The sequence below is a fragment of the Pseudomonas nunensis genome, from assembly GCF_024296925.1.
Lineage (GTDB): Bacteria > Pseudomonadota > Gammaproteobacteria > Pseudomonadales > Pseudomonadaceae > Aquipseudomonas > Aquipseudomonas nunensis.
Genome location: NZ_CP101125.1, coordinates 2,164,465 through 2,190,916, shown reverse-complemented (window position 1 = coordinate 2,190,916; position 26,452 = coordinate 2,164,465). Strand labels below are relative to the sequence as shown.

Genomic DNA, 26,452 nt, shown 5'->3' with positions numbered 1-26,452 from the left:
AAATTGAACAGCCAAAACGATAGTCTGGAACAGCTCAAACGTGCCGCCCTGCTGCGACTTCTCCAGCAACGCGGTGCGGCGCGGGTCGCCGAGACGCCGGACACGATCAGCATCGCCGACCGTAGCGCGCCACTGGCCCTGTCTTTCTCGCAGCAACGGTTGTGGTTCCTCGACCAGCTCGATCCGACCGCCAGCACGGCGTATCACATGCCGGCGGCGCTGCGTCTGCGGGGCACACTGGACCTCGTTGCGCTCAAGGCCTCCCTGGATCGTCTCGTCGCCCGGCATGAAAGCTTGCGCACCACGTTTGAACGAGTGGGTGATGAACCAGTGCAGGTAATCGCCAGCCCTGTGTGTGGCTTTAGCCTGATCGAAGAAGACCTGCGCGCGCTGTCCGCCGAAGAAGCCGCGCACAGTGCCGAGCGCATCAGCGACGCCGAGGCTGCTGCGCCGTTCGATCTGCTGAACGGCCCGTTGATTCGCGGTCGCCTGCTGCGCCTGGCGGATGACGAATACCGCCTGCTGATCACCCAGCACCACATCATCTCCGATGGCTGGTCCATTGATGTGCTGGTCAAGGAGTTTGCCGCGCTGTATCAGGCCTTCGCCCGCCAGCAACCGGACCCGTTGCCACCGCTGTCGATTCAATACGCCGACTATGCCGCCTGGCAGCGCCGTCACCTCGATGGTGAGCGTTTGGCGAAGAACGTCGAATACTGGCGCAGTCACCTGGCGGGCGCGCCGGCCTTGCTGACGGTGGCCACCGACCGACCGCGCCCGGCAGTGCAGGATTATCGCGGTGCGACCCTGAGTTTCGATCTGCCTGCAGACTTGTCCAGCAACATCACCCGCTTCGCCCAGGCCCGCGCGGCCACGCCGTTCATGACCTTGATGGCCGCGTGGGCGGTGTTGTTGGCGCGCATCAGTGGCCAGCAGGACCTGGTGATCGGCACGGTCGCGGCCAATCGCGACCGGCAGGACGTGCAGTCGCTGATCGGCTTCTTCGTTAATACGCTGGCGCTGCGGGTCAAGCTGCACGCCAACCCGACGCTGGATGAGGTGTTGCTGCAAGTCCGCACGCTGATGCTGGAATCGTCGGTTTATCAGGACACGCCATTCGAACAAGTGGTCGAAGCGCTCAAGCCACCGCGCAGTACCCGGCATAGCCCGGTGTTCCAGACCATGCTCTACACCAACGCTGCGAATGACACGGAAACCCTGAGCCTGCCTGGCCTGACCCTGGAATTCCTGCCGTCGCGCAAGGACCAGACGCAACACGATTTGTCGCTGCACATCGATGACTCCAGCGACTGCCTGTCGTGCAGTTTGTCGTATTCGACGGCGCTGTTTGATGCGGCGACGATTGAGCGTATCGCCCAGCGTTTCGAGCGGGTGTTGAGCTGCTTCACCGACGCCCCGCAAACCCGCATCGGCGCGCTCGACCTCGACCCTGAACTGAATCTCCCGGCGGTGCAGCCTCTGCCTGAAGAAGCCCGCACGCCGTTGTCGTTCCACCAGGAGCGCATCTGGTTCGTCGACACCTTCGAAACTGGCTATTTGTACGACGCCAACCCGATCTATCACAACATTCCGCTGCTGCTGGAGCTGCGTGGCGAGATCAATCAGCCGGCGCTGCAAACCGCCCTCGACGGGCTGCTGGCCCGGCATGACATCCTGCGCTGCCGGGTGATTTCCGACGGCGCCAGTGCCTGGCAGCGTTTCGACGGTGAAGCGGTGTTGCCACTGACGGTGGTGCAAGCACTGCCGGAACAAATCGCCGCGCTGGCACTGGAATCCACCCGCCAACCATTGCAAATGGATGGTGGCAGCCTGGTGCGGGCCACGTTGGTACACAGCGACGAGCACGACGCCGTGCTCGCGATTGCCGTGCACCACTTGCTGGCTGACCGAGCGTCGATGCAAGTAATCCGCCGCGATCTGCTGGAACTCTACGCTGCTGCCTGCGCCGACCGCCCTGCCCGATTGCCGGCACTGACCGTGCGCTACCGCGACTTCGCCGCCTGGCAGCGCCAGTTCCCGGCGGCGGTCAGTGAAACCCTGCGTTCATTCTGGGCCTATCAATTGCGCGGCAAGTTGCAAGCGATGGAATTGCCGCTGAACCGTCCGCGTAATGCGGTGCACACCTACGCCGAGGCGACGCATGCGTTCCTGATCGACACAAAACTGGTCAAGCGCCTGAACGCTGCCGCCGAACAGGCCGGCGTCGACGCTAATACCCTGGCCCTCAGCGCCTTCACCGCGCTGTTGCGCCGCTATGCCGGGCACGACGAATTGGTGATTGGCACCACCGCCACTTGCCGCGAAGATCTGGCAGTCAAAGAACTGGTTGGCCCGATCGGCAATTTGTCAGTGCTGCGTAACTCCTGCGACAACCACACGACTTTGCAGGCCCTGCTTGAACAGGTTGCAGACACTCAGGCGCAAGCCTCGCGCCATCGCTACATGCCGTTCGATCAACTGGTGCTCGCGCTGAATCCCGACAAGGACATGAGCCGCACCGCGTTGTTCGATGTGTTGTTCAACTTCGAACAGGCCGCCAAAACCTCGGAAGTTGTCGCCGGTGTGACGGTACAGACACTGGAAACCAACCTCGGCTATGGCAAGAACGACCTGCACTTGCTGGTCGAGGCCGGTGAACAACAGTGGATGGGCCGCCTGACCTATAACGCGCAGATGTTCGACGAAGACTTCATCGAACAAATGACGCGGCACTACGTGCGCCTGCTCGAAGCCTTCGCCAATGACAGCACGCAGCGCGTCGATGAGGTGCCGCTGCTGGATGCTCGCGAACAGCAACACCAGGCGCTGGACTGGAACGACACGGAAGCCGCCTACCCGGAAGAAACCACCCTGCATCAGATGTTCGAAGAGCAGGCCCGCCGCACGCCGCAAAGCATCGCGGTGAGCATGGGCACGCAAAGCCTGACCTACCGCGCGCTCAACGAATTGTCGAACCAACTCGCCCGCCGACTGCGCGCCGCCGGTGTGGTGCCGCAAGACCTCGTCGCGATCCTGCTCGAACGCTCGCTGGACATGATCGTCGCCACCCTCGCCGTGCTCAAATCCGGCGCGGCGTATGTGCCCATCGATCCAACCTCACCGTCGGACCGCATCGCGTATGTGCTGCAGGACAGTGGCGCGCGCAAGGCGATTGCCCTGGCGGACATGGCCGCAGAACTGGGCGAACTGGGCATCGAAGTGTTCGACCCCAACCCCCTGAGCACTCAGACTTCGCCCGAAGTGCAGCGCGCCTCGGTGAACCTGTCGAACGTCAATGCGCCGGATCATCTGTGTTACGTGATCTACACCTCGGGCTCCACCGGGCAGCCGAAAGGCGCGTTGCTGGAACACCGCAATGTCATCCGCCTGCTGCACAACAGCCGCACGCCGTTCCATTTCGACGCCGATGATGTCTGGTCGCTGTTCCACTCCAACGCCTTCGACTTTTCGGTCTGGGAGATGTTTGGCGCGCTACTGCACGGCGCCCGCCTGAGCCTGGTGCCCGAAGCCCTGCGCCGGGATCCGCAGGACTTCCTCGCGTTTATCGAAAGCGACGGCATCACCGTGCTCAACCAGACGCCGTCGGCGTTCCATCAGCTTAGCGGCGTCGCCACATCCCGCCCGGATGTCACCCTGGCGCAGCTGCGCTACGTGATCCTCGGCGGCGAAAGCCTCGAACCGGCCCGCCTCGATGCGTTCCATCGTGCCTTCCCGCATGTCGCGCTGATCAACATGTACGGCATCACCGAAACCTGCGTCCACGTGACCTACAAACACTTGGAAGCGGCGGATATCGCCGAGGGCATTTCGAATGTCGGGCGGCCGATCCCGACCACCGTGACCTACATCATGGACGCGCAACAACGCCTGATGCCGGTCGGAGTGCCTGGGGAAATCTGCGTCGGTGGCCAGGGCGTCGGCCGTGGATACCTGAACCGTCCCGAGCTGACCGCCGAACGCTTTATCGTCGATCCCTTCCGCCCGCGTGAGCGGCTGTACCGCTCCGGCGACCTGGGCAAGTTGCTCGGCAATGGCGAAATTGTGCATCTGGGACGGATGGATGCCCAGGTCAAGATTCGTGGTTTCCGCATCGAGCTGGGTGAAATCGAAGCGAAACTCCAGGCCTGTGACGGCGTGTTTGAAGTGCGCGTGCTGGCCAGCGATGACAAAACCGGCAGCAAGCGCCTGATCGCGTATCTGATTCCGCAACCCGGCGTGGTGCTGGAAATCGCCGCGCTGCGCCTGCAACTCGGCGCCACCCTGCCGGATTACATGATCCCCAGCGCCTTCGTCAGCTTGTCGGCGTATCCACTGACCGCCAACGGCAAACTGGATCAGAACGCATTGCCGGAACCGGATCTGGATGCCATGTCCGAGCGCAGTTACGAGGCGCCTGAAGGCTCGACCGAGCAGGCCTTGGCGCTGATTTTCCAGGAGCTGCTGGGCCTTGAACGCGTCGGTCGTCGCGACGGTTTCTTTGAACTGGGCGGGCATTCACTGCTCGCGGCGCAATTGGTTGCCCGGGTTCGCCAAACCTTGGGCGGCGAATTGAAGTTGCGGGAATTGTTCAGTCATCCAACGGTGGCGGAGCTGGCGAAAAGTGTCGGCACCCTTGAATCAGTCCAGCCCGACGCGATCACCGTCGTCGACCGCGACGCGCCGCTGGTACTGTCCTTTTCCCAACAACGGTTGTGGTTCCTCGATCAGCTCGATCCGAACGCGAGCACCGCTTACCACATGCCCGCCTCTTTGCTTCTGCGCGGGACGCTGGATCTGCCCGCGCTCAAAGCCGCGCTCGATCAACTGGTGGCGCGCCACGAAAGTTTGCGCACCACGTTTGAACGGATCGGTGAGCAACCGGTGCAACGGATTGCCGCGCCGGAGTCCGGTTTTGCCCTCGCCGAGCAGGACTTGCGGGCCCTGCCCTACGAAGAAGCCAGTCACACGGCGGCACGACTGAGTCACAGCGAAGCCAGCGCGCCGTTCGATCTGCACAACGGCCCGCTGATTCGCGGTCGCTTGCTGCGCCTGGCCGATGACGAATACATCCTGCTGATCACCCAGCACCACATCATCTCCGATGGCTGGTCGATTGGCGTGCTGGTCAAGGAGTTCGCCGCGCTTTACGGCGCCTTCAGCCAACAACAGCCCGATCCGCTGCCGCCCCTCGCGATCCAGTACGCCGATTACGCCGCGTGGCAAAGACGCTGCTTGAGCGGCGAACGCCTGAGCCGACAAGTCGAGTTCTGGCGTGAGCACCTCAGGGGCGCACCGACCTTGTTGTCCCTGCCCACCGACCGTCCACGCCCGGCGATGCAAAGCTATCGTGGCAGCGACGTGCCGGTGGTGATTGCGCCGCAAATACGCGAACGTCTGGAGCAGTTCTGCCGGGAACACGACGTCACGCTGTTTATGGCGCTGCTGACCGCGTGGTCGGTGGTGCTGGCGCGTCTGGGCAACGAGCCGGACGTGGTGATCGGCGTGCCGACCGCCAACCGTGGCAGCACCGAAGTCGAAGCCCTGATCGGTTTCTTCGTCAATACGCTGGCCCTGCGCGTTCGTCTGCAAGACAACCCGAGCGTCGCCCAGTTGCTGGCGCAGATCAAGGAAACCACCCTCGCCGCCCACGAACACCAGGACATTCCGTTCGAGCAAGTGATCGACGCCTTGCAGCCGCCCCGTGCACTGAGCCACAACCCGCTGTGCCAGGTGGCGCTGTCGCTGAACAACACCCCGGACGGCGGCGAACTGGCGTTGCCGGGGCTGACCCTGACCGCTTTGGCGCAAGCCCGGGAAACCTCGCAATTCGACCTGATGCTGACCCTCGCCGATGAAGGTGGCGAGTTGAGCGGTGTGATCGAGTTCGCCACCGACCTGTTCGACCGCGCGACGGTCGAGCGCTTCGCCCAGCACTTCCAGACCCTGCTCGGCGCCATGCTCGACAACGCCGATCAAGCGGTGCGTGCCTTGCCGTTGCTGAGCCCGGCGCAAAGCCAGGCGTCGCCAGCGCTGCGTCCGCCGTTGCAGGTGCGTGCGCCGGGGCTGTTGATTCATCAACGTTTTGAGCAGTTCGCAGCCACCCATCCAGAGAACGTTGCCCTGGTGTTTGGCGACGTACACATGAGTTACCGCAAACTGAATCGCAGGGCCAACCGCATCGCCGCGCAACTGCTGGCGCTCGGGGTGAAAGCCGATGATCGGGTGGCGATTCTCAGCGGTCGCGGGCTGGAAATGGTCTGCGCCGTGCTCGGTGTGCTCAAGGCCGGCGCCGCGTATGTGCCGCTGGACCCGGCCTACCCGGCCGAACGCCTCAACTATCTGCTGAGCGACAGCGCCCCGGTGGTGATGCTCGCGCAGCCAGACTGCCTCGACGTGCTGCCGGCGCTGGATATCCGGGTGGTGCTGTTGAATACCGAGAGCGACGAATATTCGCTGTCGGATGCATCGTTCGATATCAATCCTGTGGTCGATACGCTGCCGCAGCATCTGGCTTATGTCATCTATACCTCCGGGTCCACCGGTTTGCCCAAAGGCGTGCTGGTCGAGCATGGCAATGTCGCGCGGCTGTTCGACACCACCCGCGAGCTGTTCCGCTTCAATCGCGATGACGTCTGGACGCTCTTCCACTCGTTCGCCTTCGACTTCTCGGTCTGGGAAATCTGGGGCGCGCTGAGTTACGGCGGCAAACTGGTGATCGTGCCGACCGACGTGGCCCGCTCGGCGGATGAGTTCTATGGCTTGGTCTGTCGCCAGAACGTGACCGTGCTGAACCAGACGCCAAGTGCCTTCCGCCAATTCATCGACGCCAGTGGCCGCAGCGACCAGGTGCATGGGTTGCGCGAAGTGATCTTTGGTGGCGAGGCGCTGGACTTTATCAGCCTGCGGCCATGGATCGCCCGCACGCCACTGGCGCAAACGCGGCTGGTGAACATGTACGGGATCACCGAAATCACCGTGCACGCCACCTATCACGCAGTGACCCAAAGTGAAATCGATGCCGGTGCGCCAAGCCTGATCGGCACCGCGCTGCCGGACCTGTGCCTGCGCATCCTCGATGACTATCAGCGGCCAGTGCCTGTCGGCGTGCACGGCGAGATCTACATTGGCGGCGCCGGTGTGGCGCGCAATTACCTGAACCGCCCGGAGCTGAATGCCGAACGCTTCATCGCCGACCCTTACGGGCCGCAGCGCCTCTATCGCACCGGCGACGTCGCGCGTTATCGCGCGGATGGCGGCATCGTCTACATCGGCCGCAACGATTCGCAGATCAAGATCCGTGGTTTCCGCATCGAACTCGGCGAAATCGAAGCGCAACTGCTCGCCTGCCCTGGCGTGCGTGAAGCCGTGGTCACGGTCCGCGAAGACGTACCGGGCGACAAGCGCCTGGTCGCCTACCTGATTGCCGAGGATGACGCCGCGCCGGAATTGGCCACGTTACGCACGCAATTGGCCGAGGTGCTGGCCGAACACATGGTCCCGAGTGCCTTCGTCACGCTCGACACCTGGCCGCTGACCACCAACGGCAAACTGGATCGCGGCGCCCTGCCCGCGCCGGGCCTGTCGTCGCTGGTGAGCCGTGAATATGCAGCGCCGAAAGGTGCAATTGAAACCGCACTGGCGGCGGCCTGGCAGGAATTACTCGGGGTTGAACAGGTGGGTCGCGATGACCACTTCTTCGAACTCGGTGGCCATTCTTTCCTGGTGATCAGCCTGATTGAACGGTTGCGTCAGTCCGGGTTGCAGCTCGATGTGCGCACCGTGTTCTCCGCCCCGACGCTGCGGGCCATGGCGAAAGTGCTGGCTGGCGAGCGCAGCGCGGCGTTTATCGTGCCACCGAACCTGATTCCAGCCGATTGCGCTGCCATCGACCCGTCAATGCTGCCGCTGTTGACCTTGAGCCAAGCAGAGATCGATCAGATCGTCGCCGACGTACCCGGTGGCGCGAGCAATGTGCAGGACATCTACCCGTTGTCGTCGTTGCAGGAAGGGATTCTGTTCCACCACTTGCTGCTGGCGGAAGGCGATGCGTATCTGATGCGCTCGGTGATCATGTTTGACCAGCGCAGCCTGCTCGACGACTTCCTCACCGCAGTTCAAGTAGTCATCGACCGTCACGACATCCTGCGCAGTGCCTTGCGCTGGTCCGGCCTGCCACAACCGGTGCAAATCGTTCATCGGCATGCACCCCTGCCGGTCATCACGCTGGAAAGCACTGAAGGTGAAGACGCCTTGCAGATGCTGCGCGATAAAACCGACACCCACCATCTGCGCCTCGACTTGCAGGTCGCACCGTTGATCGCGGCGTATGTGACCTATGACCCGGTCCGCGAGCAATGGCTGCTGGCCCTGCTCGACCATCACCTGATCAGCGACAACGTGACCCTGCGCCTGATCATGCTCGAGATCCAGAGCATCCTCGCCGGGCGCCGCGACAGCCTGCCGCCGTCGCAGCCGTATCGCAATTTCATCGCCCAGGCAGCGGCGATTTCCCAGGAGGAACATGAAACCTACTTCCGTCACTTGCTGGCGGATGTCGATGAAACCACCGCGCCTTACGGGGTGCTGGACGTGCGCGGCAATGGCGCCAGTGTGACTCGGGCGATTGAGCACCTGAGTGATGAAGTCAACGCCGCGATCCACCGCACGGCGCGCACTCAAGGAGTGCCGACGTCGGTGCTGTTCCATGCGGCCTGGGGCCTGGTGGTTGCGGCCACCAGCGGTCGCGACGATGCGATCTTCGGCACGGTGTTGTCCGGTCGCTCCCAAGGCACCACCGGCGCCGACCATGCGCTGGGCATGTTCATCAACACCTTGCCGATGCGCATTCGCCTGCAGGACAGCAGCGTCAGCGCGATTGTGCAGGATGCCTATCAACAACTCAGTGAACTGTTGACCCACGAGCAAGCGTCACTCGCCCTCGCCCAGCGTTGCAGCGGTGTGGATTCGGCGTTGCCGCTGTTCACCGTGATTCTCAACTGCCGCCATGGCGATATGGTCACGGCGTCGGGTGAGATCGTCGATGAAATGGACGACTGGCAAGGCGTGGAGTTTTTGGCTTCCGAGACGCGCACCAACTATCCGATTGAAATTGCCGTGGCGGCTGAGGAGACCGGGTTCTCGCTGACGGCGCAGTCGATTGCCGGGATTGATCCGCAGCGGATTGCTGCTTATCTGGCGAATGCGGTGACCGCGCTGGTCGAAGCGCTGGAACGCAATCCGGCACAACTGGCGAATACCCTGGATGTGCTGCCGGTGGCTGAGCGTCAGCAACTGCTCAATCGCTTCAATGACACCGCCACCGAGTTCGCTCCGGCGCAGCCGATCCATGGGTTGTTTGAAGCGCAGGTGCGAGCCCGTCCGCAGGCGATTGCGCTGGTTCATGAGGATCAGCAACTCTCCTATGCCCAGCTCAACCGTCGCGCCAACCACTTGGCTCGACGCTTGATTGCCCTTGGCCTGCAACCGGATCAGCGTGTGGCGCTGTGTGCCGAGCGCAGTCTGGAGATGATTGTCGGGTTGCTCGGTGTGCTCAAGGCGGGCGGCGCTTATGTGCCGATTGACCCGGCACATCCGGTTGAGCGCATGGCATTTATGCTCAGCGACAGCACGCCTCTCGCCGTCCTCACTCAACAGGCCCTGGCCACGCAACTGCCGGTCGGTGAAACGCCATTGTTGCTGCTGGATGAGCGCGAATCGCTGCTGGCTGCCGATGATCCTGTCTACGATCTCGACCCGGTTATTCCGGGGTTGACCCCGAATCACCTGGCCTACGTGATCTACACCTCCGGCTCCACCGGGCAATCCAAAGGCGTGATGGTCGAGCACCATTCCGTGCATAACTTCTGGCAAGTGCTGCAACGCACCACCCACCAGCATTGCCCGGAATACGCCACGGTGGCGCTGAATGCCGGGTTCTACTTCGACATGTCGATCAAGGGCATTTCGCAGCTGTTCTCCGGCCACAAACTGGTGATCATCCCGCAACAGATTCGCGGCAGTGGCAACGAGTTGCTCGACTTCCTCGAACAGCATCAGGTGCACGCCTTCGACTCCACCCCTTCGCAACTCGACGGTCTGCTCAACGCCGGTTTGCTGGAACGCAGCAGCTACCAACCGGTGAGCGTGTTGCTCGGCGGTGAAGCGATCAACGCGGCGATGTGGAGCAAGTTGCGCGACTGCCAGAGCATCCGCTTCTACAACATGTACGGCCCGACCGAAGCCACGGTGGATGCGACTATCGACCTGATCCGAGACCTCGGCGAAAAACCGAGCATTGGCCGTCCCTTTGCCAACGTCCAAGTGCATGTGCTCGACGCTCACGGTCAACCGACACCGTTGGGTGTGGCCGGTGAACTGCACATCGGTGGTGCCGGCGTGGCTCGCGGTTACCTTAACCGTCCAGAGATGAGCGCCGAGCGCTTTATCGCCGATCCGTTCTCCAGTCTTCCACAGGCTCGCCTTTACAAGACCGGCGACCTCGGCCGCTGGCAGGCCGACGGCACCCTGGAATACCTGGGACGCAATGACTTCCAGGTGAAGATCCGGGGTTTCCGCATCGAACTGGGCGAGATCGAAAACGCCCTGCTCGCCTGCCCTGGCGTGCGTGAAGCGGTAGTCATCGCCCGGGAAGACAATCCCGAGGACGGCAAGCGCCTGGTTGCTTATGTATGTGGCGACGCGGTGACCGTTGAACAGTTGCGCGCCGAGCTGCTGAAAAACCTGCCCGAGTACATGGTGCCGAGTGCTTATGTTCAGTTGGACGTGCTGCCGCTGACTTCCAACGGCAAACTCGACCGCCGCGCCTTGCCCGCACCGGGCCAGGATTCTTTGGCCAGCCGTGCCTATGAAGCGCCGCAAGGTGAAACCGAAATCGCTATCGCCGGGATCTGGGAGAACCTGCTGCACCTGGATCAGGTCGGGCGTCACGACGGTTTCCTTGAACTCGGTGGTCACTCGCTGCTGGCGGTGCAACTGCTCTCGCGACTGCGCCGCAAACTCGGTGCACGCCTGACCCTGCGCGAGTTGTTCGACGCACCGACCGTGCGTGGCCTCGCCGCGCTGGTCAACGCCGCGGTGCCGACCGAAGCGCAACCGATCCCACTGGCCAACCGCAAGGCGCGGTTGCCGCTGTCGTTCTCGCAACAACGGTTGTGGTTCCTCGATCATCTCGATCACGCGGCGGGGGCGGCTTATCACTTGCCGCTGGCCCTGCGCCTGAACGGCGTGTTGCATACGCCGGCCTTGCGCCAGGCACTCGATCGCCTGGTGGCGCGCCACGAAACCTTGCGCACGACGTTCGAGTTGATCGACGGTGAACCGGTGCAGAAGATTGCGCCGGCTGACCAGCGCTTCCAGCTGCTGGAACAGGACCTGCGCGAACTTGCCCCTGAGCAACGCGACGCGGCGCTCGCCAGGTTCGGCGATGCCAACGCATCCGAGTTGTTCGACCTGAGCAGCGGCCCGCTGGTACGCGGCTATCTGGTGCAGCTCGACGACGAGGAACATGTGCTGTTCGTGACACTGCATCACATCGTCTCGGACGGTTGGTCGAACAGCGTGCTCGCCCATGAGCTGACCGTGCTGTACACCGCGTTCGCTCAAGGCTTGAAAGATCCGTTGCCAGCGCTGCCGCTGCAATACGCCGACTACGCGGTGTGGCAACGCCAGTGGCTGAACGGCCCGGCGTTGCAGGCGCAAACCGACTTCTGGCGCGCGCATCTGGACGGCGCGCCGAGCCTGCTGAACCTGCCACTGGATCGTCCGCGCCCGGCGGTTCAAAGCTATGCCGGCGGGATCATCGATTGCGTGTTGCCGCCAGAGCTCAGCAGCCGATTGCGTGCCTTCAGCCAGGCCCAAGGCTCGACCTTGTTCATGACCTTGCTGGCGGGTTGGTCAACGCTGATGACGCACTTGAGTGGCCAGGACGATGTAGTGGTCGGCACACCGGTCGCCAACCGCCCGCGCACCGAACTGGAAGGCTTGATCGGCTTCTTCGCCAACACCCTGGCGCTGCGCGTCACCACCGAGCGCGAGGCCAGCGTCGGCGATCTGCTGACCCGCATAAAAGGCCTGACCCTGGCCGCTTTCAGCCATCAGGACCTGCCTTTCGAACAGGTTGTGAGCACGTTGCAGCCGACCCGGAGCATGAGCCACAGCCCGTTGTTCCAGGTGATGTTAAGCCTGAACAACACGCCGCCGGCACCGCTGCAATTGCCGAACCTGACGGTGCAATCGGTGGACAGCGCGCACACCACCACGCAGTTCGACTTGTCGCTGTCGCTGATCGATGACGTCGAGACCATCACCGGCAGCCTGCAATACGCCAGTGATCTGTTCGATATCGCCACGGTGCAGAACATCATCGTGCTGTTCATCCAGGTGCTGGAAACCCTGGTCAGCGACGCCCGACAGCCGGTGGGCGCGCTGCTTGAGGCGTTGCCGACGCTGGTCCGCTCCGAGTCAGCCCCGGAAACACTTGAGGTGCAGGAGCTGCCTTTCGAGGCCCCGCAAGGTGACACCGAGCTGGCCATCGCGAAAATCTGGCTGGAGTTGCTGAAACTTGAGCAGGTCAGTCGGCATGACGATTTCTTCAGGCTCGGCGGGATTTCGCTGATGGCGGTGCAGATGACGTCGCGACTGCGCAAGGTGTTGGGAAAACCCATTGCCGTGCGTGACCTGTTTGTCGAACCGACCATTGCCGGATTCGCCCGCACCCTCGACACGCAATCGCGACCGACGTCGCGCAATAACCTGGTGCCGATCCGGCGTGGCGGTTCCCAGCGGCCGCTGTTCCTAGTGCATCCGCTCGGTGGTGAAGTCGGCTATGCACGTGACCTCGCGCCGAGCCTGGACCCCGAGGTGCCGGTCTACGGGCTGGCGGCGACGGGGTTTGTGGCGGGTGAAGTGCCGTTGAGAACCCTCCCGGCCATCGCGGCGCGTTATCTGGCGGCGATTCGCGAGGTGCAGGCCCAAGGTCCGTATCGATTTGCGGGTTGGTCGGCCGGTGGCTTGATCGCTTATGAGATGGCCAATCAGGTCATCGCCAGCGGCGAGCAGGTCGAATTCATCGGGATCATCGACACCTCCGCCGAGGTCGGCGCGGAGGAACGCGAGGTGCTCACGGAAGCGCAGTTCCTGATGTCGTGGCTGCCCGAAGACATGGACCCTGGGTTGTTCGATCAACTGTCACCACTGGTGGCGAACGGCGAGATCGAGCCGATGCTTGCACTGTGCACGACCCATGGCTTGTTGCCTGAGGAGTTGAGTCAAGGAATCGACGCTGCGACGTTGCGCACCCATCTGGCAGTGGCCTACGCGACACGGCTGGCCGTGGGTGCCTACGTCAGCCCCGAGCTGCCGGTAACGGTGTCGCTGTTCACCGCGCTGCAGCAGGAGCGAGACGACCCGACTTTGGGTTGGCGCACCTTGCAAGGGGACCGCGTGACAATCAAAGCGCTGCGGGGCACGCACCACACTTTGGTGCGCGCGCCGTACGTCGACGCCCTCGGTGAGGCAATTTCCTACGCACTGAAGGGAAAATCCAAATAACAGCGTGTTTAAAGCCGACCGTTGGTCGGCTTTGTCCTACAAATTTGTCCTACAGCTTACAAATGATGGCCATTTGCACATCATTTACTCCGATCAGCTTGCGCACTTCAAAAAAGGTTCTACCTTTCAAATGCTTATATCGCTGACAAACGCTAGTTTCGAACAAATGTTTCTCTCGGCACGGAGGCCGACTTCTATGCTTATTGACGCCAATTTTGTGACATGCCTGTCCCTGTATCCCCCTACATACACCTATAAACGTGTAGGTTTTAATAATTCACCCACGCTGAATCGATTTAGTCGTGCACTAAATCAATGAAACGCAACGGTGGAAATTTGACATGGGGGCAGGGTTATTTTCGACCGGGCGGTCGGAAACCAGGTCAGCCAGCGATTTTGGTATGCAGGCTTATGAATCGAATCAGTAGCGTACGAAATATAGAGAATCCGCATATCTATTTCGAACTAGGGAAACTGATTTCAAGCGTAGGGCATGAACACTTCGTTGCGAATATGCACCAACTGATCGGGACATCGGTTTCCATCAGCCTGGTCGAACTCAGCGAATGGACTACAGACGATAACCAGGGAAGCGTCATCGACATTCAGTCCCTGGGTAATGCAGGCCTCCCCGAGGAACTGTCGTCGCCCTCCTCCCTTCCCTGTTCCATTACTCCCCGGCAGCGAGACGAACACCCACTCTTGCAACGGATTCTTGAAGTGGACGATTCCATCCTGATTCACATGAACGCGCCGATGATGGACGCCAAGGGCTATCAGCTCACCAACGCGACTCATCAATGCAATCTGGTTTCGGGCAAGGGCAATCGGCGTTGCGTCATCACGTTGCACCGACCTTTGGCGGACCGCGACTTTTCCCTGAGCGAATTATCGTTTCTGAAAAACCTCTCGGAAACCCTGTTGCCGCTGGTTGAGCGGCATGCCCGGATCAGTCGTCAGGTCAGCGTGCGCAAGACCGGCAGCCCCATGGCCAGGCCCGTCGTCGCCTTCGAACAGACCCCGCTGCAACGCGACTTCAACGAACGGTTGACCCTGTGTGACGTGGCCTTGTCGGCGCGGGAGAAAGAGGTGTGCCTGGGGCTGTTGACCGGCGGCACCGTGCCCGAGATGGCCGAAAAACTCTGCGTCAAGAACAGCTCTGTCGAAACCTACCTCAAGCGGGCCGCGGCCAAGCTTGGCGTGAGTGGTCGACACGGACTGGCCAAATGGATGATCGGGGCGTAATGCCCCGAACCCTTCTGCGTTAAAGCAAAGCCCGACTCCCTTACGATGAGGCTGGTAATGAGCAAGTCCCCGATGTCCCTGGCGGCCGTTGCGTTTGTTCTCGGCGGTTGTTCGTTAATACCGGACTACCAACGGCCAGCCGCACCAATCGCCCAGCAGTACCCGCAAAGCCCCGCCTATGCACCGGCCCAGGCTGACGGCAATGCTGCCGAACAAGGCTGGCGCGATCAGTTCCGCGATCCGGCATTGCAGCAGTTGATCCAGAGCGCCTTGAACAACAACCGCGACCTGCGGGTTGCGGCGTTGAATGTCGAAGCCTATCGGGCGCAATACCAGATCCAGCGCGCCGATTTGTACCCGGCGGTGTCGGCCAGCGGTTCCGGGACGCGCCAGCGTACGCCGGGCAGCCTGTCGTCCACCGGCGAAGCGGTCACCAGTGGTTCCTACTCCGCAGGCCTGGGCATCAGCGCCTATGAGCTGGACCTGTTCGGGCGGATCCGCAGCCTGAGCCAGGAAGCCATGCAGGTTTACCTGTCCAGTGAAGAAGCCCGGCGCAGCACACAGCTGAGCCTGGTGGCCAACGTCGCCACGGCTTACCTGACCTGGCGCGCCGACCAGGAATTGCTGGTGCTGACCCAGGACACCCTCAAGTCTTATGAAGAAAGCCTGCGCCTGACCACCCGCAGCAATGCGGTTGGCGTGGCCTCGGCGCTGGACGTCAGCCAGGCCCGGACCACCGTCGAAGGTGCCCGGGCCAATCTGGCGAAATTTCAACGGCAGGTGGCGCAGGATATCAACGGCCTGACGCTATTGGTCGGTACCTCGGTGCCGGAAAACCTGCCCGGTCTGCCGCTCGCCTCCGACCTGCTCAGCGAAGTACCGGCCGGGCTGCCGTCGGACCTGCTGCAACGGCGTCCCGACATTCTGCAAGCCGAATACCTGCTCAAGTCCGCCAACGCCGACATCGGCGCTGCCCGTGCCGCGTTCTTCCCCAGCATCACCCTGACGGCCAACGCCGGCACTTCCAGCTCGCAACTGTCCGGGCTGTTCAAGGGTGGCTCGGGGAGTTGGTTGTTCCAGCCGCAAATCAACCTGCCGATTTTCAATGCCGGCAGCCTGCGGGCGAGCCTGGATTACTCGAAGATCCAGAAAGACATCCGGGTTTCGCAGTATGAGAAATCAATCCAGGCCGCGTTCCAGGAAGTCTCTGACGGCCTGGCGGCGCGCAAGACCTACAGCGAACAACTGACCGCGCAACGCGACCTTGTGCAGGCGAACCAGGATTACTACCGGTTGGCCGAGCGTCGCTATCGCATTGGTGTAGACAACAACCTGACCTTTCTCGACGCGCAACGCTCCCTGTTCAGTGCCCAGCAAACGCTGATCACCGACCGGCTCGCACAGCTGACCTCAGAGGTCGGGCTGTACAAGGCGCTGGGCGGAGGCTGGGCCGAACGACTGAATGTTGCATTGTGAGGGCAATGAAAATGAACACATTCGAACCGGGTGAATACGTTCGCTTACGCGCGGGCGGCAGGAAAATGATCGTCAAACATCCCTCCTTCACTTCCGACCTGCCGGGCACGCCGCTGGTGCCTTGTGAATACCGGGAGAAAAAACGCACGGTACTGGGCTTCTATTCGGCGCGCGACCTGATCGCCGCCCCGGCCTAGGCCACGACCACCAGATCACTCAACAGGACGGATTCTTATGCATGTGATCATTACGGCCATCGGCTCTGCCGGTGACGTTCATCCTTTTGTCGGTATCGGCCGCGCGCTCGCCGCACGCGGTCACCGGATTACCTTTTGTGCCAGCGCGGCATTCGCGCCGTTGATCGAGCGTTGTGGCTTCAGGTTTTTGCCACTGGGCACTGCCGAAGACTATGAGACGGTCATGGCTGACCCGGCGCTGTGGCGCACGCGAACCTCGCTGCCTACCCTCTGGAAAACCGTCGCCAGCACGCTGCGCGAGCAGTACCAATTGCTGGAGGCTGCGTGTGACGATGAGACGGTGATGCTCGGTTCGCTGTGGGCGTTTTCGGCGCGGCTGCTCCAGGAAAAACGCGGCATCCCACTGATCACCGCACAGGTCTCGCCGTTCGGTTTCTGGTCGGCCGCTTCGCCCTCGGTGCATCCGCCGGGCACCAACCTGCCAGCCTTTGTGCCGTTTCCGGTGAAACGCCTGGTGCTGCGTCTGGTCGAGCGAACCTTTCTCGACGGGCTGATGAAACCGGAGCTCAACCGCTTCCGCCGCGAGCTGGGGTTGCCACCGACCAAACGGATTATCAGCGAATGGATCTGCTCACCCGACGGGGTGTTGGGCTTGTTCCCGCATTGGTTCGCCGAAGTGGCATCGGACTGGCCGAGCCACACCGTGTTGACCGGTTTCCCGCTGTTCGACGAATCCGGATTCCAGCCACGCGACAGCGAACTGGAGGACTTCCTCAGCGAAGAATCACCGGTGGTGTTTACTCCCGGCTCGACCCAGGTCAATGGCGAAGAATATTTCGCCGCTGCCGTCGAAGCGCTGAAATCGGTCAACCGCCGCGGGGTGTTCCTGACCCGGCAAGCGGTGGACCCGGCAATGGCTGCCGCCGGGCAAATCCTGGTGCGTCGCTACGTGCCGATGAGCCGCATCCTGCCCCACACCGCCGCACTGGTGCACCACGGTGGCGTCGGCACTACCGCGCTGGCGATGGCCGCCGGCGTACCGCAAGTGGCGACGCCGTTTGCCCATGACCAGTTCGACAACGCGGCGCGCATGCAGCGTCTGGGTTGCGGCGTGAGCTTGTCGCCGCCGGCCTCCGGCGAAGCGCTGGCCAAGGCACTCGACACGGTGTTGACCAGCCCTGAAGTGCGCGCCAATTGCGCTCGTTATCGTGCGCTGATTCCCGGCGGCGACAGCGCCAGCGAAGCGGCGGCATTGCAGGTCGAGGCACTGGCACTCGCTCGCCTGAAGACGTACCGCGTCGCGTAACCGGGTTTTCCCGGACACACCTTAACCGCTGATCCCAGCAACGGACTCCTGACCTCCGTTGCTTCGCCACGCCTGCGCGAAGCCAAGGTCTTCATGCTTTTCATCAGTTTTGGGCCCGGCCCACGGAGAACTTTATGACTCAGGTCACGCCCGTTTCGAGCGACCTGCTTTACCCGCTGACGGCTCCGCAACTGGATATCTGGCTGGACCAGCGGTTGCACGAAGATTCACCGCTGTACAACATCGGCGGTTATGCCCGGATCAATGGCGCGGTGGATGCCACGCGGATGCAGCACGCGATTGACCAGGTGGTCAGTCGCCACGACGCGCTGCGCACGCAACTGGTGCCGGGCTCGGTTGATCATCCGTTGCCGCGCCAACGCTTCCTGGCCTCGGTCAGCGCGGCGTACTCCTTGATCGACGTCTCGGCACAGGCCGATCCCGAAGCCGCCGCACTGGCGCTGCTGGAAGAAAACCTGCAAACACCGTTCTCGTTTGATGACGGTCCGCTGTATCGCACCGAACTGCTGAAAGTGCGGGAAGACCTGTATTACTTTTTCTTCAATTGCCATCACCTGATCGTTGATGGCTGGTCATTTGCCATGATTGGCAAAGCTATCAGCGAGGCCTACAGCGCCTCGGAACCGATGCTGCCGGCACCGAGTTATCAGGCCTTTCTTGAACAGCAAGGCAGCGAAAAAGCCTCGGCGGCATTCCAGCGCCAGCGCCACTATTGGCTGGAAAAATACCGGACGCTGCCCGAACCATTGCTCGCGCCGCGTACTGAAAGCCGTGTCGGGCAAGGCCTGGTGCCGAGCCAGAACCACACCTGGCGCTTGCCGCGTGCGCTGTACAACCGTCTCGGCGAACTGACGAAGGCCAGCGGCCAAGGGTCGATTTTCCATGTGATGCTGGGCGCGCTGTACAGCTACTTCGCCCGGGTGGCCCAGCGCGACGAGATCGTGATCGGCCTGCCGATCCTCAATCGCGCGAATGCCGCGCACAAGGCCACGGTCGGTTTGTTCGTCGGCATGAGCCCGGTTCGCCTGAGCCTCGGTACCGACCTGACCTTTGCCGAACTGGTCGGCCAGATTGCCCTCACGCTGAAGCAGGATTATCGCTACCAGCGTTATCCGTTGAGCGAACTGAACCGTGAACTCGGCTTGCACAACCTGGGTCGGCGGCAGTTGTTCGACCTGGTGGTGTCCTTCGAGCAAGACCAGGACACGTGGTACGACGCCACCCTCGCCCACCCGGTCAAACTGAGTAACGGCTACGAACAGAATCCCCTGGCGATGCACGTGCGTGAAGCCGGGCCGGATGACGATGTGTGGATGCATTTCATCTACAACGAAGCGTACTTCGATGCCGCGCAGATCGACGCGCTGCAACAACGTTTCATGAGCCTTCTGCACGCCGTGGCGGCTGATTTCGATGTGCCGGTCAACGCCCTGGAGCTGATGCCGGCTGCTGAACGCTTATTGTTGGACGAATGGAATCGCACCGAAGTCGATTACCCGAAACAGCCGCTGCTGCATGAGTTGATCGAGGCGCAAGTCGCGGCTCGCCCGGACGCGATTGCCGTACGCTTTGAGAACCAGTCGCTGACCTACGACGCACTGAATCGCCAGGCCAATCAGTTGGCGCATGCCTTGCTGGAACGCGGGATCCGCCCGGACGACCGCGTGGCCATTTGCGTGGAGCGCAGTCTGGAGATGGTGGTCGGTCTGCTGGGCATTCTGAAAGCGGGAGCCGCTTACGTCCCGCTGGATCCGGGCTACCCTGCCGACCGCTTGAGCCACATGCTCAGTGACAGTGAGCCCGGCGTCCTGATCAGCACTCGCGCCTTGCTGGACAGCCTGCCTGCCGTGACGGTGCCGGTGTTGTGCCTCGACACCGACCGCGAACAGCTCGCCCGGCAACCGGATGAAAACCCCGTCCTCGGCCTGACGCCGCAACACCTCGCCTACGTGATTTACACCTCCGGCTCTACCGGCCTGCCCAAAGGCGTGATGAATCAGCATGACGGCGTGGTCAATCGTCTGCTCTGGGCCCGTGATGCTTATGGTGTCGATGAGCACAGCGTTGTCCTGCAAAAGACTCCGTTCAGTTTCGATGTGTCGGTCTGGGAGTTTTTCCTGCCGCTGCTCAGCGGTGCGCAGCTGGTAGTGGCGGCGCCCGGTGGGCATCAGGATCCCGGCTATTTGATGGACATCATGGCGAGCGCGGGCATCACGCTGCTGCATTTCGTGCCGTCGATGTTGCAGGTGTTTCTCGATCAGGCCGAGCACAAGCGTTTGCCTGCACTCAAGCAGGTGCTGTGCAGTGGCGAAGCCTTGCCCTATGCCTTGCAGGAGCGTTTTTTCGAGCAACTGCCGAACGTGCAACTGCACAACCTCTACGGTCCCACTGAAGCGGCGATCGACGTCACGGCCTGGCATTGCCGGCCCGGCGTGCACAACGGCATCGTGCCAATCGGCCAGCCCATCGCCAATACCCAACTGCATGTGCTCGACGGCAACCTGCAACCGCTACCGCCGGGGATTGCCGGCGAGCTGCACATCGGTGGCATCGGTGTCGCGCGGGGCTACTTGAATCGCCCCGAACTCACCGCCGAGCGGTTTATTCGTGATCCGTTCCAGGCCGATCCTCAAACGCGCCTGTACAAGACCGGTGATCTGGGTCGTTGGTTGCCGGATGGCAGCCTCGAATACCTGGGCCGCAATGACTTCCAGGTGAAGATTCGTGGCCTGCGCATTGAGTTGGGCGAGATTGAATCGCGGCTGGTGGCGTGCGAAGGCGTCAAGGAAGCGGTGGTGATCGCCCGTCAGCAGACCGAAGGCGATGCCTGGTTGTGCGCCTACCTTGTCGGCGAGCCGGGCGTTGAGCTATCACCGCAAACATTGCAGGCAACCTTGCAGCAGCAAGTCCCCGACTACATGGTGCCCCGGCATCTGATTCAGCTTGAGCAATTCCCGTTGAACGTCAACGGCAAGCTCGACCGCAAGGCCCTGCCCGAACCCGACGAAACCCTGGGTCGCCGTGATGCAACGGCGCCGCGCTCGGCGCTGGAACACACGCTGGCCGAACTCTGGCGGGACAACCTCAAGCGCTCGGAACTGGGCATCCACGATAACTACTTCATGCTCGGCGGCGACTCCCTGAAAGTCATCCACTTGCAGGTCAAGGCCCGTGAGCAAGGGATCGCCCTGACGCTGGCGCAGATCTACCAGCACCCGAGCATCGCGCAACTGGCCGAAAGCGTTGAGGCCCACGGCGGCACTTCTACCAGACTTGCACCCTTGGCGCATGTGGCACCGTTTGCCCAAGTGCCCGAGGCGATTCGCCTGGCCAGCGCCGGTGAATTCGATGATGTGTTTGCCGCGTCGCAACTGCAAGTCGGGATGATCTACCACTCGATGATGCACCCGGATTCGGCGATCTATCACGACATCTTCCGCTATCGCCTGCGCCTGAAATGGGACCCCGTGGCCTGGGACCGGGCGTGCCGCGCCTTGATCCAGCGGCACCCGGCGTTGCGCATGTCCTTCGATGTCGGGCATACCGAAGCGCCGATGGCGCGGGTGCATTCGGTGGTGGAGTCGCCGGTGCAGCTCATCGTTTCGCCGAGCCCTGCTGATCGCGAGCAGGCGGTTGCGACCTACATCGAGGAACGCAAACGTCACCGCGAAGACTGGCACCAAGCGCCGCTGTATCAATTTGGCGTGGCCGTCGGCACGGATGAGATTGATCTGGTGTTCAGCTTCCACCACGCGATTCTCGATGGCTGGAGTGTCGCCACGTTGATGCGTGACCTGATTACGCTCTACACCTCCGAAACCCCACTGCCGGCCCTGAGCACCACACCCGCCGACTTTGTCGTACTCGAACAGGCCGCCATGGCCAGCGAGGTGCACCGCCAATTCTGGCGCGATTACCTGCACGATGCGCCCGCCGCATCGATGACCAGTTGGACCCACGCGGTGGCCCCGGACCCGACGCCGCACCGATCGGCTTACCGCGAGATGCCCGCAGCGGATGTGGCCCGGCTCGAAGCGTTCTGCCGCGACCAGGACCTGCCCTTGCGCGCGGTGCTGCTGGCGGCCCACGGTTTTGCCCAGGCCATCGTGTCGAATCAGCAAGAGGTGTTGTGCGGCGTGATCAGTCATGGTCGTCCCGAGTTTGAGGACAGCGCTCAAGTGCTGGGGCTGTTCCTCAATAGCTTGCCCATACGCTTCAGCACCCAGGGCAGCAATTGGCTCGATGTGATTCGCGGTCTGATGCACCAGGAACAACAGGTGTTTGCGCACAGGCGCTACCCGTTCGCGCTGATTCACCGGGAAACCGATGTGGCGCTGAACGTGGTGTTCAACTACGTCGATTTCTACGTGCTCAACGACCTGCTGGCGCCGGGTGAAGAAATCCTCACCGGTTGGGAAACCACCGAGGCGAGCAACTATGACTTGCTGACCACGGCGGGCCGTCACCCCTCCAACGGTTCGCTGATGCTGAAGACCGACTACCGCACGGCGCGTGTCGCGACCAGTCAGGTCGAGGTCTATGCCGATTACATGCTGCGCACCCTTGAATTGATGATCGCCAACCCCGACGCGCCGCCGCGCATACCGGACTGGATGCCGCGCATCGAGCACACGGCGCCAGCGACCCACGGCAATCTCTCGACGTTGCTGCTGGACAGCTTCGCGCGATATGACGAACAAGTCGCCGTGAGTTTTGCCCAGACCAGTCTGTCGTACCGGCAACTGGCGGACCGCAGCGCCCAACTGGCAAGTTGGCTGCACCGGCGCGGTATCGGTCCGGGTGACCGGGTGGCAATCATGATGCCGCGTTCCCCCGAACTGATCATCGCGCTTCTTGGTGTGATCCAGGCCGGCGCCGCGTATGTGCCGATTGACATGAGTTACCCGCAGGACCGCATTCGTCTGATCCTCGACGACTCGCAGCCGCGTCTGGTGCTGTCCGGTGACGGCTCGACCAATCTGGTGGCGACCCTCGGCAGCCAGGTCGAGCGGCGGCACTGGGAAGGTGTGGTCGCCGAGTTCGATGACAATCTGGCGCGCTGTCATCAGCGAGTGGCGTCGATAGCGGCCGGGATTTGCGGAGACGATAACGCTTATCTGCTCTACACCTCCGGCTCGACCGGACGGCCGAAAGGCGTGGCCATGCCACATCACGCCTTGGGCAATATGATCCGCTGGCAAACCCGCCAGCAGGACGCCACGAACGCGCCGCTGAAGACGCTGCAATATTCGCCGATCTCGTTCGACGTTTCGTTCCAGGAAATCCTCTCGACCCTGTCGAGCGGCGCAGAACTGGTGATGATCGATGAGGCGCTGCGTTACGACTTCATTCGGTTGCTGAAATTTATCGGCGCGCAGGAGATCAATCGCTTGTTCCTGCCTTACGTCGCGTTCCAGGGCTTGGCCGAAGTCGCGATGCAGCTCGGCATCCGCCCCGCTTCGCTGCGCCAGATCAACGTGGCGGGCGAGCAGCTGAAAATCACCGCTGAAATCCGTCACCTGATCGACAGCCTCGACGACTGCCGGGTGGAAAACCATTACGGCCCGACCGAAGCGCACGTGGTCACCAGCCTGCGGCTTGAAGGCGCCAGCGCGGACTGGCCGAACATGCCACCGATTGGCGTGCCGATCGATGGCGTGCGCATGCACGTGCTGGATGCGGCGGGCAATGCCTGTCCGGTCGGGGTCAGCGGTGATTTGTTCATCGAAGGCCTGTGCCTGGCCAACGGTTACTGGAATCAACCGGACCTGACTGCCGAACGCTTTGTCTATCGCGAACTGGAGGGTGAGAACCGTCGGTTATACGAGACCGGCGACGTTGGCTTCTACCTGCCTTGGGGCGACCTGATCTATCAGGGTCGCAGCGATGCGCAGGTGAAGATTCGTGGTTATCGCGTCGAGTTGGGCGAGATTGAAGTGGCGATGCTCGGTTCCGCACAGTTCGGTGCCGATATTCAGCAAGTGGCGGTGATCGACAAGCAGGCAGCGGATGGCGGTCGGTATCTGGTCGGTTTTGTTCAAGTGATGCCGGGACGCGAACTGGACCTGGATCGACTCAAGGCCGAAATGCGCCTGACGCTGCCCGATTACATGCTGCCCAACACCCTGGTCAGCATCGCGCATATCCCACTCGGCCCGACCGGCAAGATTGATCGCCAGCGCCTGCAAAAGGTCGACGTGCAAACCACCTTGCTGCGGCCGTTCACCGCGCCGCGAAACACCTGGGAAGACCTGCTGCAGGCCTATTGGCAGGAAACCCTGGAGCTGGAAGAGATCAGCGTCCATGACAATTTCTTCGAGCTGGGCGGCAACTCCCTGAAGGCCGTCCGGCTGATTGCGATGCTGGCCAGGCATCAAGGCTGCGAGCCGTCGCTGTCAGACTTTATCCAGGCGCCGACCATCGCCGAATTTGCCCAGGTGTTGCAGCAGAGCGAGGCCGGCCACGGGCAGACCGGTGCGCTGGTGGATTTCAAAAACGCGAAGCGTGTGCCAACGCTGTTCCTCGTGCACCCCATCGGTGGGCATGTGCTGTGTTATGCCGCATTGGCGCGGGTGCTCAAGGATCGGGTTCAGCTGTACGCCCTGCAAGCACCCGGCACCTGGGACAGCCGCGCGCCATTGCAATCGGTGCAGGCTCAGGCTGTGCATTACGCCGATGCGATTGAGCAGGTCGCCCCCACCGGTCCGCTGAACATTGGCGGCTGGTCCTACGGCGGCGTGGTCGCCTATGAACTCGCGAGCGAGTTGAAGCGGCGCGGCCGGCGCCTGCATAACGTGTTTTTGCTCGACACCATCGTGCGGATCAGCCAGGGCGAGGTGCAGATCGAGCGCAGCGAGTTCATGAACTGGTTCATGTGGGAATTGCTCAGCGGCGATGGCCAGAAGGACTACGCCTATCAAGCCCTGGATTTCTCATCCATGAGCGATCCGCAAGCCTTCGAAGCGATCAAACAACACGGCATCGCCCAAGGGATTTTCGACGCCAGCATTACCCTGGCGACGCTGGATCAGCTGTACCGGGTGTTCCATGCCAACTGGCAATCGCTGCTGGACTACCGCTTCCCGCCACTCGACTTGCCATTGACGCTGTTTGCGGCGGACGTCGAGTTGCCGGATGTGCTGCAAGCCCCGCATGAACTGGTCGGCACTGCATTCCGCGATCCGTATCGCGGCTGGCGCACGGTTGCGCCGCACGTGGAGCGGATCGCCATCGAAGGCGACCATCTGACCATGATGCGCGAGCCGCATATCCAGCGGGTTGGCGAGGTGATCAAGGCGCGGATTGATGCAGCTCGGGTGAAAAGCGCAGACAGCGTGGCTGCATTCGCATAGCCGTCACCGACGGTCACAACTCAACGCCCGGTCAATCCGGGCTCGAAACAGGTGGAACGGCATGACAGCACTCAAAAAAGCCATTGTGGCAGGCGCCGGGATCGGCGGGCTCACCGCCGCCATTGCCCTGCAACGCGCGGGTTGGCAGGTCGAGGTCTTCGAAGCGGCCCAGACCCTGCGCACCGGTGGCACCGGCCTGTCGATCATGGCCAATGCCATGGCGGCACTGCATTCGATTGACGCCGATGTTCCGGTGGAGCAAGCCGGCCAGGTGATCAAACAGTTTTATTTCAAGAAGCAGAATGGCGACGCGATCACGCGCATGCCGATCCACGAGATCGGCGAGCAACTGGGTCATCCGAGTGTGAATATCCAGCGCCCTCTCCTGCTGCAGGCCTTGGCCAGGCAGTTGGCGCCGGACACGCTGACCACTGGCTTGCGCTGCGTGGGCTATACCCATCGCCCGGATGGTGTGCAGGTGTCGTTTGAAGACGGCAGCACCCGGCAGGCGGATTTGCTGATTGGCGCGGACGGCCTGAATTCGGTGATCCGCCAGCAGATGCTCGGCGACACACCGACGCGTCCCTGCGGTTACATCGCCTGGCTGGCCATCGTGCCCTTCAGCCACCCGACGATGAGCGAAGGCTACGTGGCGCATTACTGGGGTCGCGGCAAACGCTTCGGGCTCTGCGATGTCGGCGATGGCCAGGCGTATTGGTGGGGCACCTGCAACCACGCGAATGCGGCGGATGCCGCGTTGAACATCAGCAAACAGGAGGTACTCGACGCCTACAGCGGTTGGGCGCCGGAAGTGGTCGCGGCCATCGCCGCCACGCCGGAAAGCGCGATCCTGAAAATGCAGGCCCGGGATCGCGACCCGGTGGAGCAATTCTGCGACGGGCATGTGGTGCTGTTAGGCGATGCGGCGCATCCGATGTTGCCGAGCCTGGGCCAGGGTGCGGCGCAGGCCATCGAAGATGCCGTGGTGCTGGCGCAATACCTGACGCAAACGTCCGACCTGAACGCTGCGCTGGAAAAGTACCAGGCGTTTCGACACCCGCGAGCCAACGGGGTGGTGAAGGCTGCGCGGTTTATGAGCGGTATCGAACAGGCTGAATCGAAAGTCGCCTGCTGGCTGCGCGACTGGTATTTCCGCCTGACGCCGCAGAGCAGTTTTCGCAAGAAGAACCTGGATATCCTGTCGTTCAAGCCTAGCGCTTGAACCTGCCAGTAATCAATGTGGGAGCGGGCTTGCTCGCGAAGGCGGTGTGTCAGTCGCCATCAGT

7 protein-coding genes and 1 pseudogene are annotated in these 26,452 nt (G+C 62.2%); all 8 read left to right on the top strand.

Features of this window, described 5'->3' with window-relative positions; translation table 11 throughout:
- Nucleotides 1-3 precede the first annotated feature (3 nt).
- Nucleotides 4-5,958 (top strand): annotated as a pseudogene (locus NK667_RS32930) (amino acid adenylation domain-containing protein); the annotation flags it as partial.
- On the top strand, nucleotides 5,956-13,569 hold the full coding sequence (locus tag NK667_RS32925; protein ID WP_461786851.1) for a non-ribosomal peptide synthetase: 7,614 nt from the start codon (nucleotides 5,956-5,958) through the stop codon (nucleotides 13,567-13,569). The pseudogene NK667_RS32930 and the gene NK667_RS32925, both read left to right, overlap by 3 nt.
- Nucleotides 13,570-13,980: 411 nt before the next feature.
- Nucleotides 13,981-14,814, top strand: a complete 834-nt coding sequence (locus tag NK667_RS09735) for a helix-turn-helix transcriptional regulator (RefSeq protein WP_054049653.1) — start codon at nucleotides 13,981-13,983, stop codon at nucleotides 14,812-14,814.
- A 57-nt stretch (nucleotides 14,815-14,871) separates the two neighbouring features.
- Complete coding sequence (gene adeC, locus NK667_RS09730) at nucleotides 14,872-16,290, top strand: AdeC/AdeK/OprM family multidrug efflux complex outer membrane factor (RefSeq protein ID WP_054614537.1); 1,419 nt, start codon at nucleotides 14,872-14,874, stop codon at nucleotides 16,288-16,290.
- Between the two features lie 11 nt (nucleotides 16,291-16,301).
- Complete coding sequence (locus NK667_RS09725) at nucleotides 16,302-16,487, top strand: hypothetical protein (RefSeq protein ID WP_054049663.1); 186 nt, start codon at nucleotides 16,302-16,304, stop codon at nucleotides 16,485-16,487.
- Nucleotides 16,488-16,524: 37 nt separating this feature from the next.
- The gene (locus NK667_RS09720) at nucleotides 16,525-17,793 is read left to right on the top strand and encodes a glycosyltransferase (protein ID WP_054614536.1); all 1,269 of its coding nucleotides are present in this window, start codon (nucleotides 16,525-16,527) and stop codon (nucleotides 17,791-17,793) included.
- A 134-nt stretch (nucleotides 17,794-17,927) separates the two neighbouring features.
- Complete coding sequence (locus NK667_RS09715; protein ID WP_054614535.1) at nucleotides 17,928-25,166, top strand: amino acid adenylation domain-containing protein; 7,239 nt, start codon at nucleotides 17,928-17,930, stop codon at nucleotides 25,164-25,166.
- A 61-nt stretch (nucleotides 25,167-25,227) separates the two neighbouring features.
- Nucleotides 25,228-26,388, top strand: coding sequence for an FAD-dependent monooxygenase (locus NK667_RS09710; RefSeq protein ID WP_054614534.1), 1,161 nt, complete (start codon nucleotides 25,228-25,230; stop codon nucleotides 26,386-26,388).
- Nucleotides 26,389-26,452 lie beyond the last annotated feature (64 nt).

Coding starts and splice junctions, on each gene's coding strand:
- NK667_RS32925 (WP_461786851.1), top strand. CDS start 5,956: ATGCTCGACAACGCCGATCAAGCGGTGCGTGCCTTGCCGTTGCTGAGC.
- NK667_RS09710 (WP_054614534.1), top strand. CDS start 25,228: ATGACAGCACTCAAAAAAGCCATTGTGGCAGGCGCCGGGATCGGCGGG.
- NK667_RS09720 (WP_054614536.1), top strand. CDS start 16,525: ATGCATGTGATCATTACGGCCATCGGCTCTGCCGGTGACGTTCATCCT.
- NK667_RS09725 (WP_054049663.1), top strand. CDS start 16,302: ATGAACACATTCGAACCGGGTGAATACGTTCGCTTACGCGCGGGCGGC.
- NK667_RS09735 (WP_054049653.1), top strand. CDS start 13,981: ATGAATCGAATCAGTAGCGTACGAAATATAGAGAATCCGCATATCTAT.
- NK667_RS09715 (WP_054614535.1), top strand. CDS start 17,928: ATGACTCAGGTCACGCCCGTTTCGAGCGACCTGCTTTACCCGCTGACG.
- adeC (WP_054614537.1), top strand. CDS start 14,872: ATGAGCAAGTCCCCGATGTCCCTGGCGGCCGTTGCGTTTGTTCTCGGC.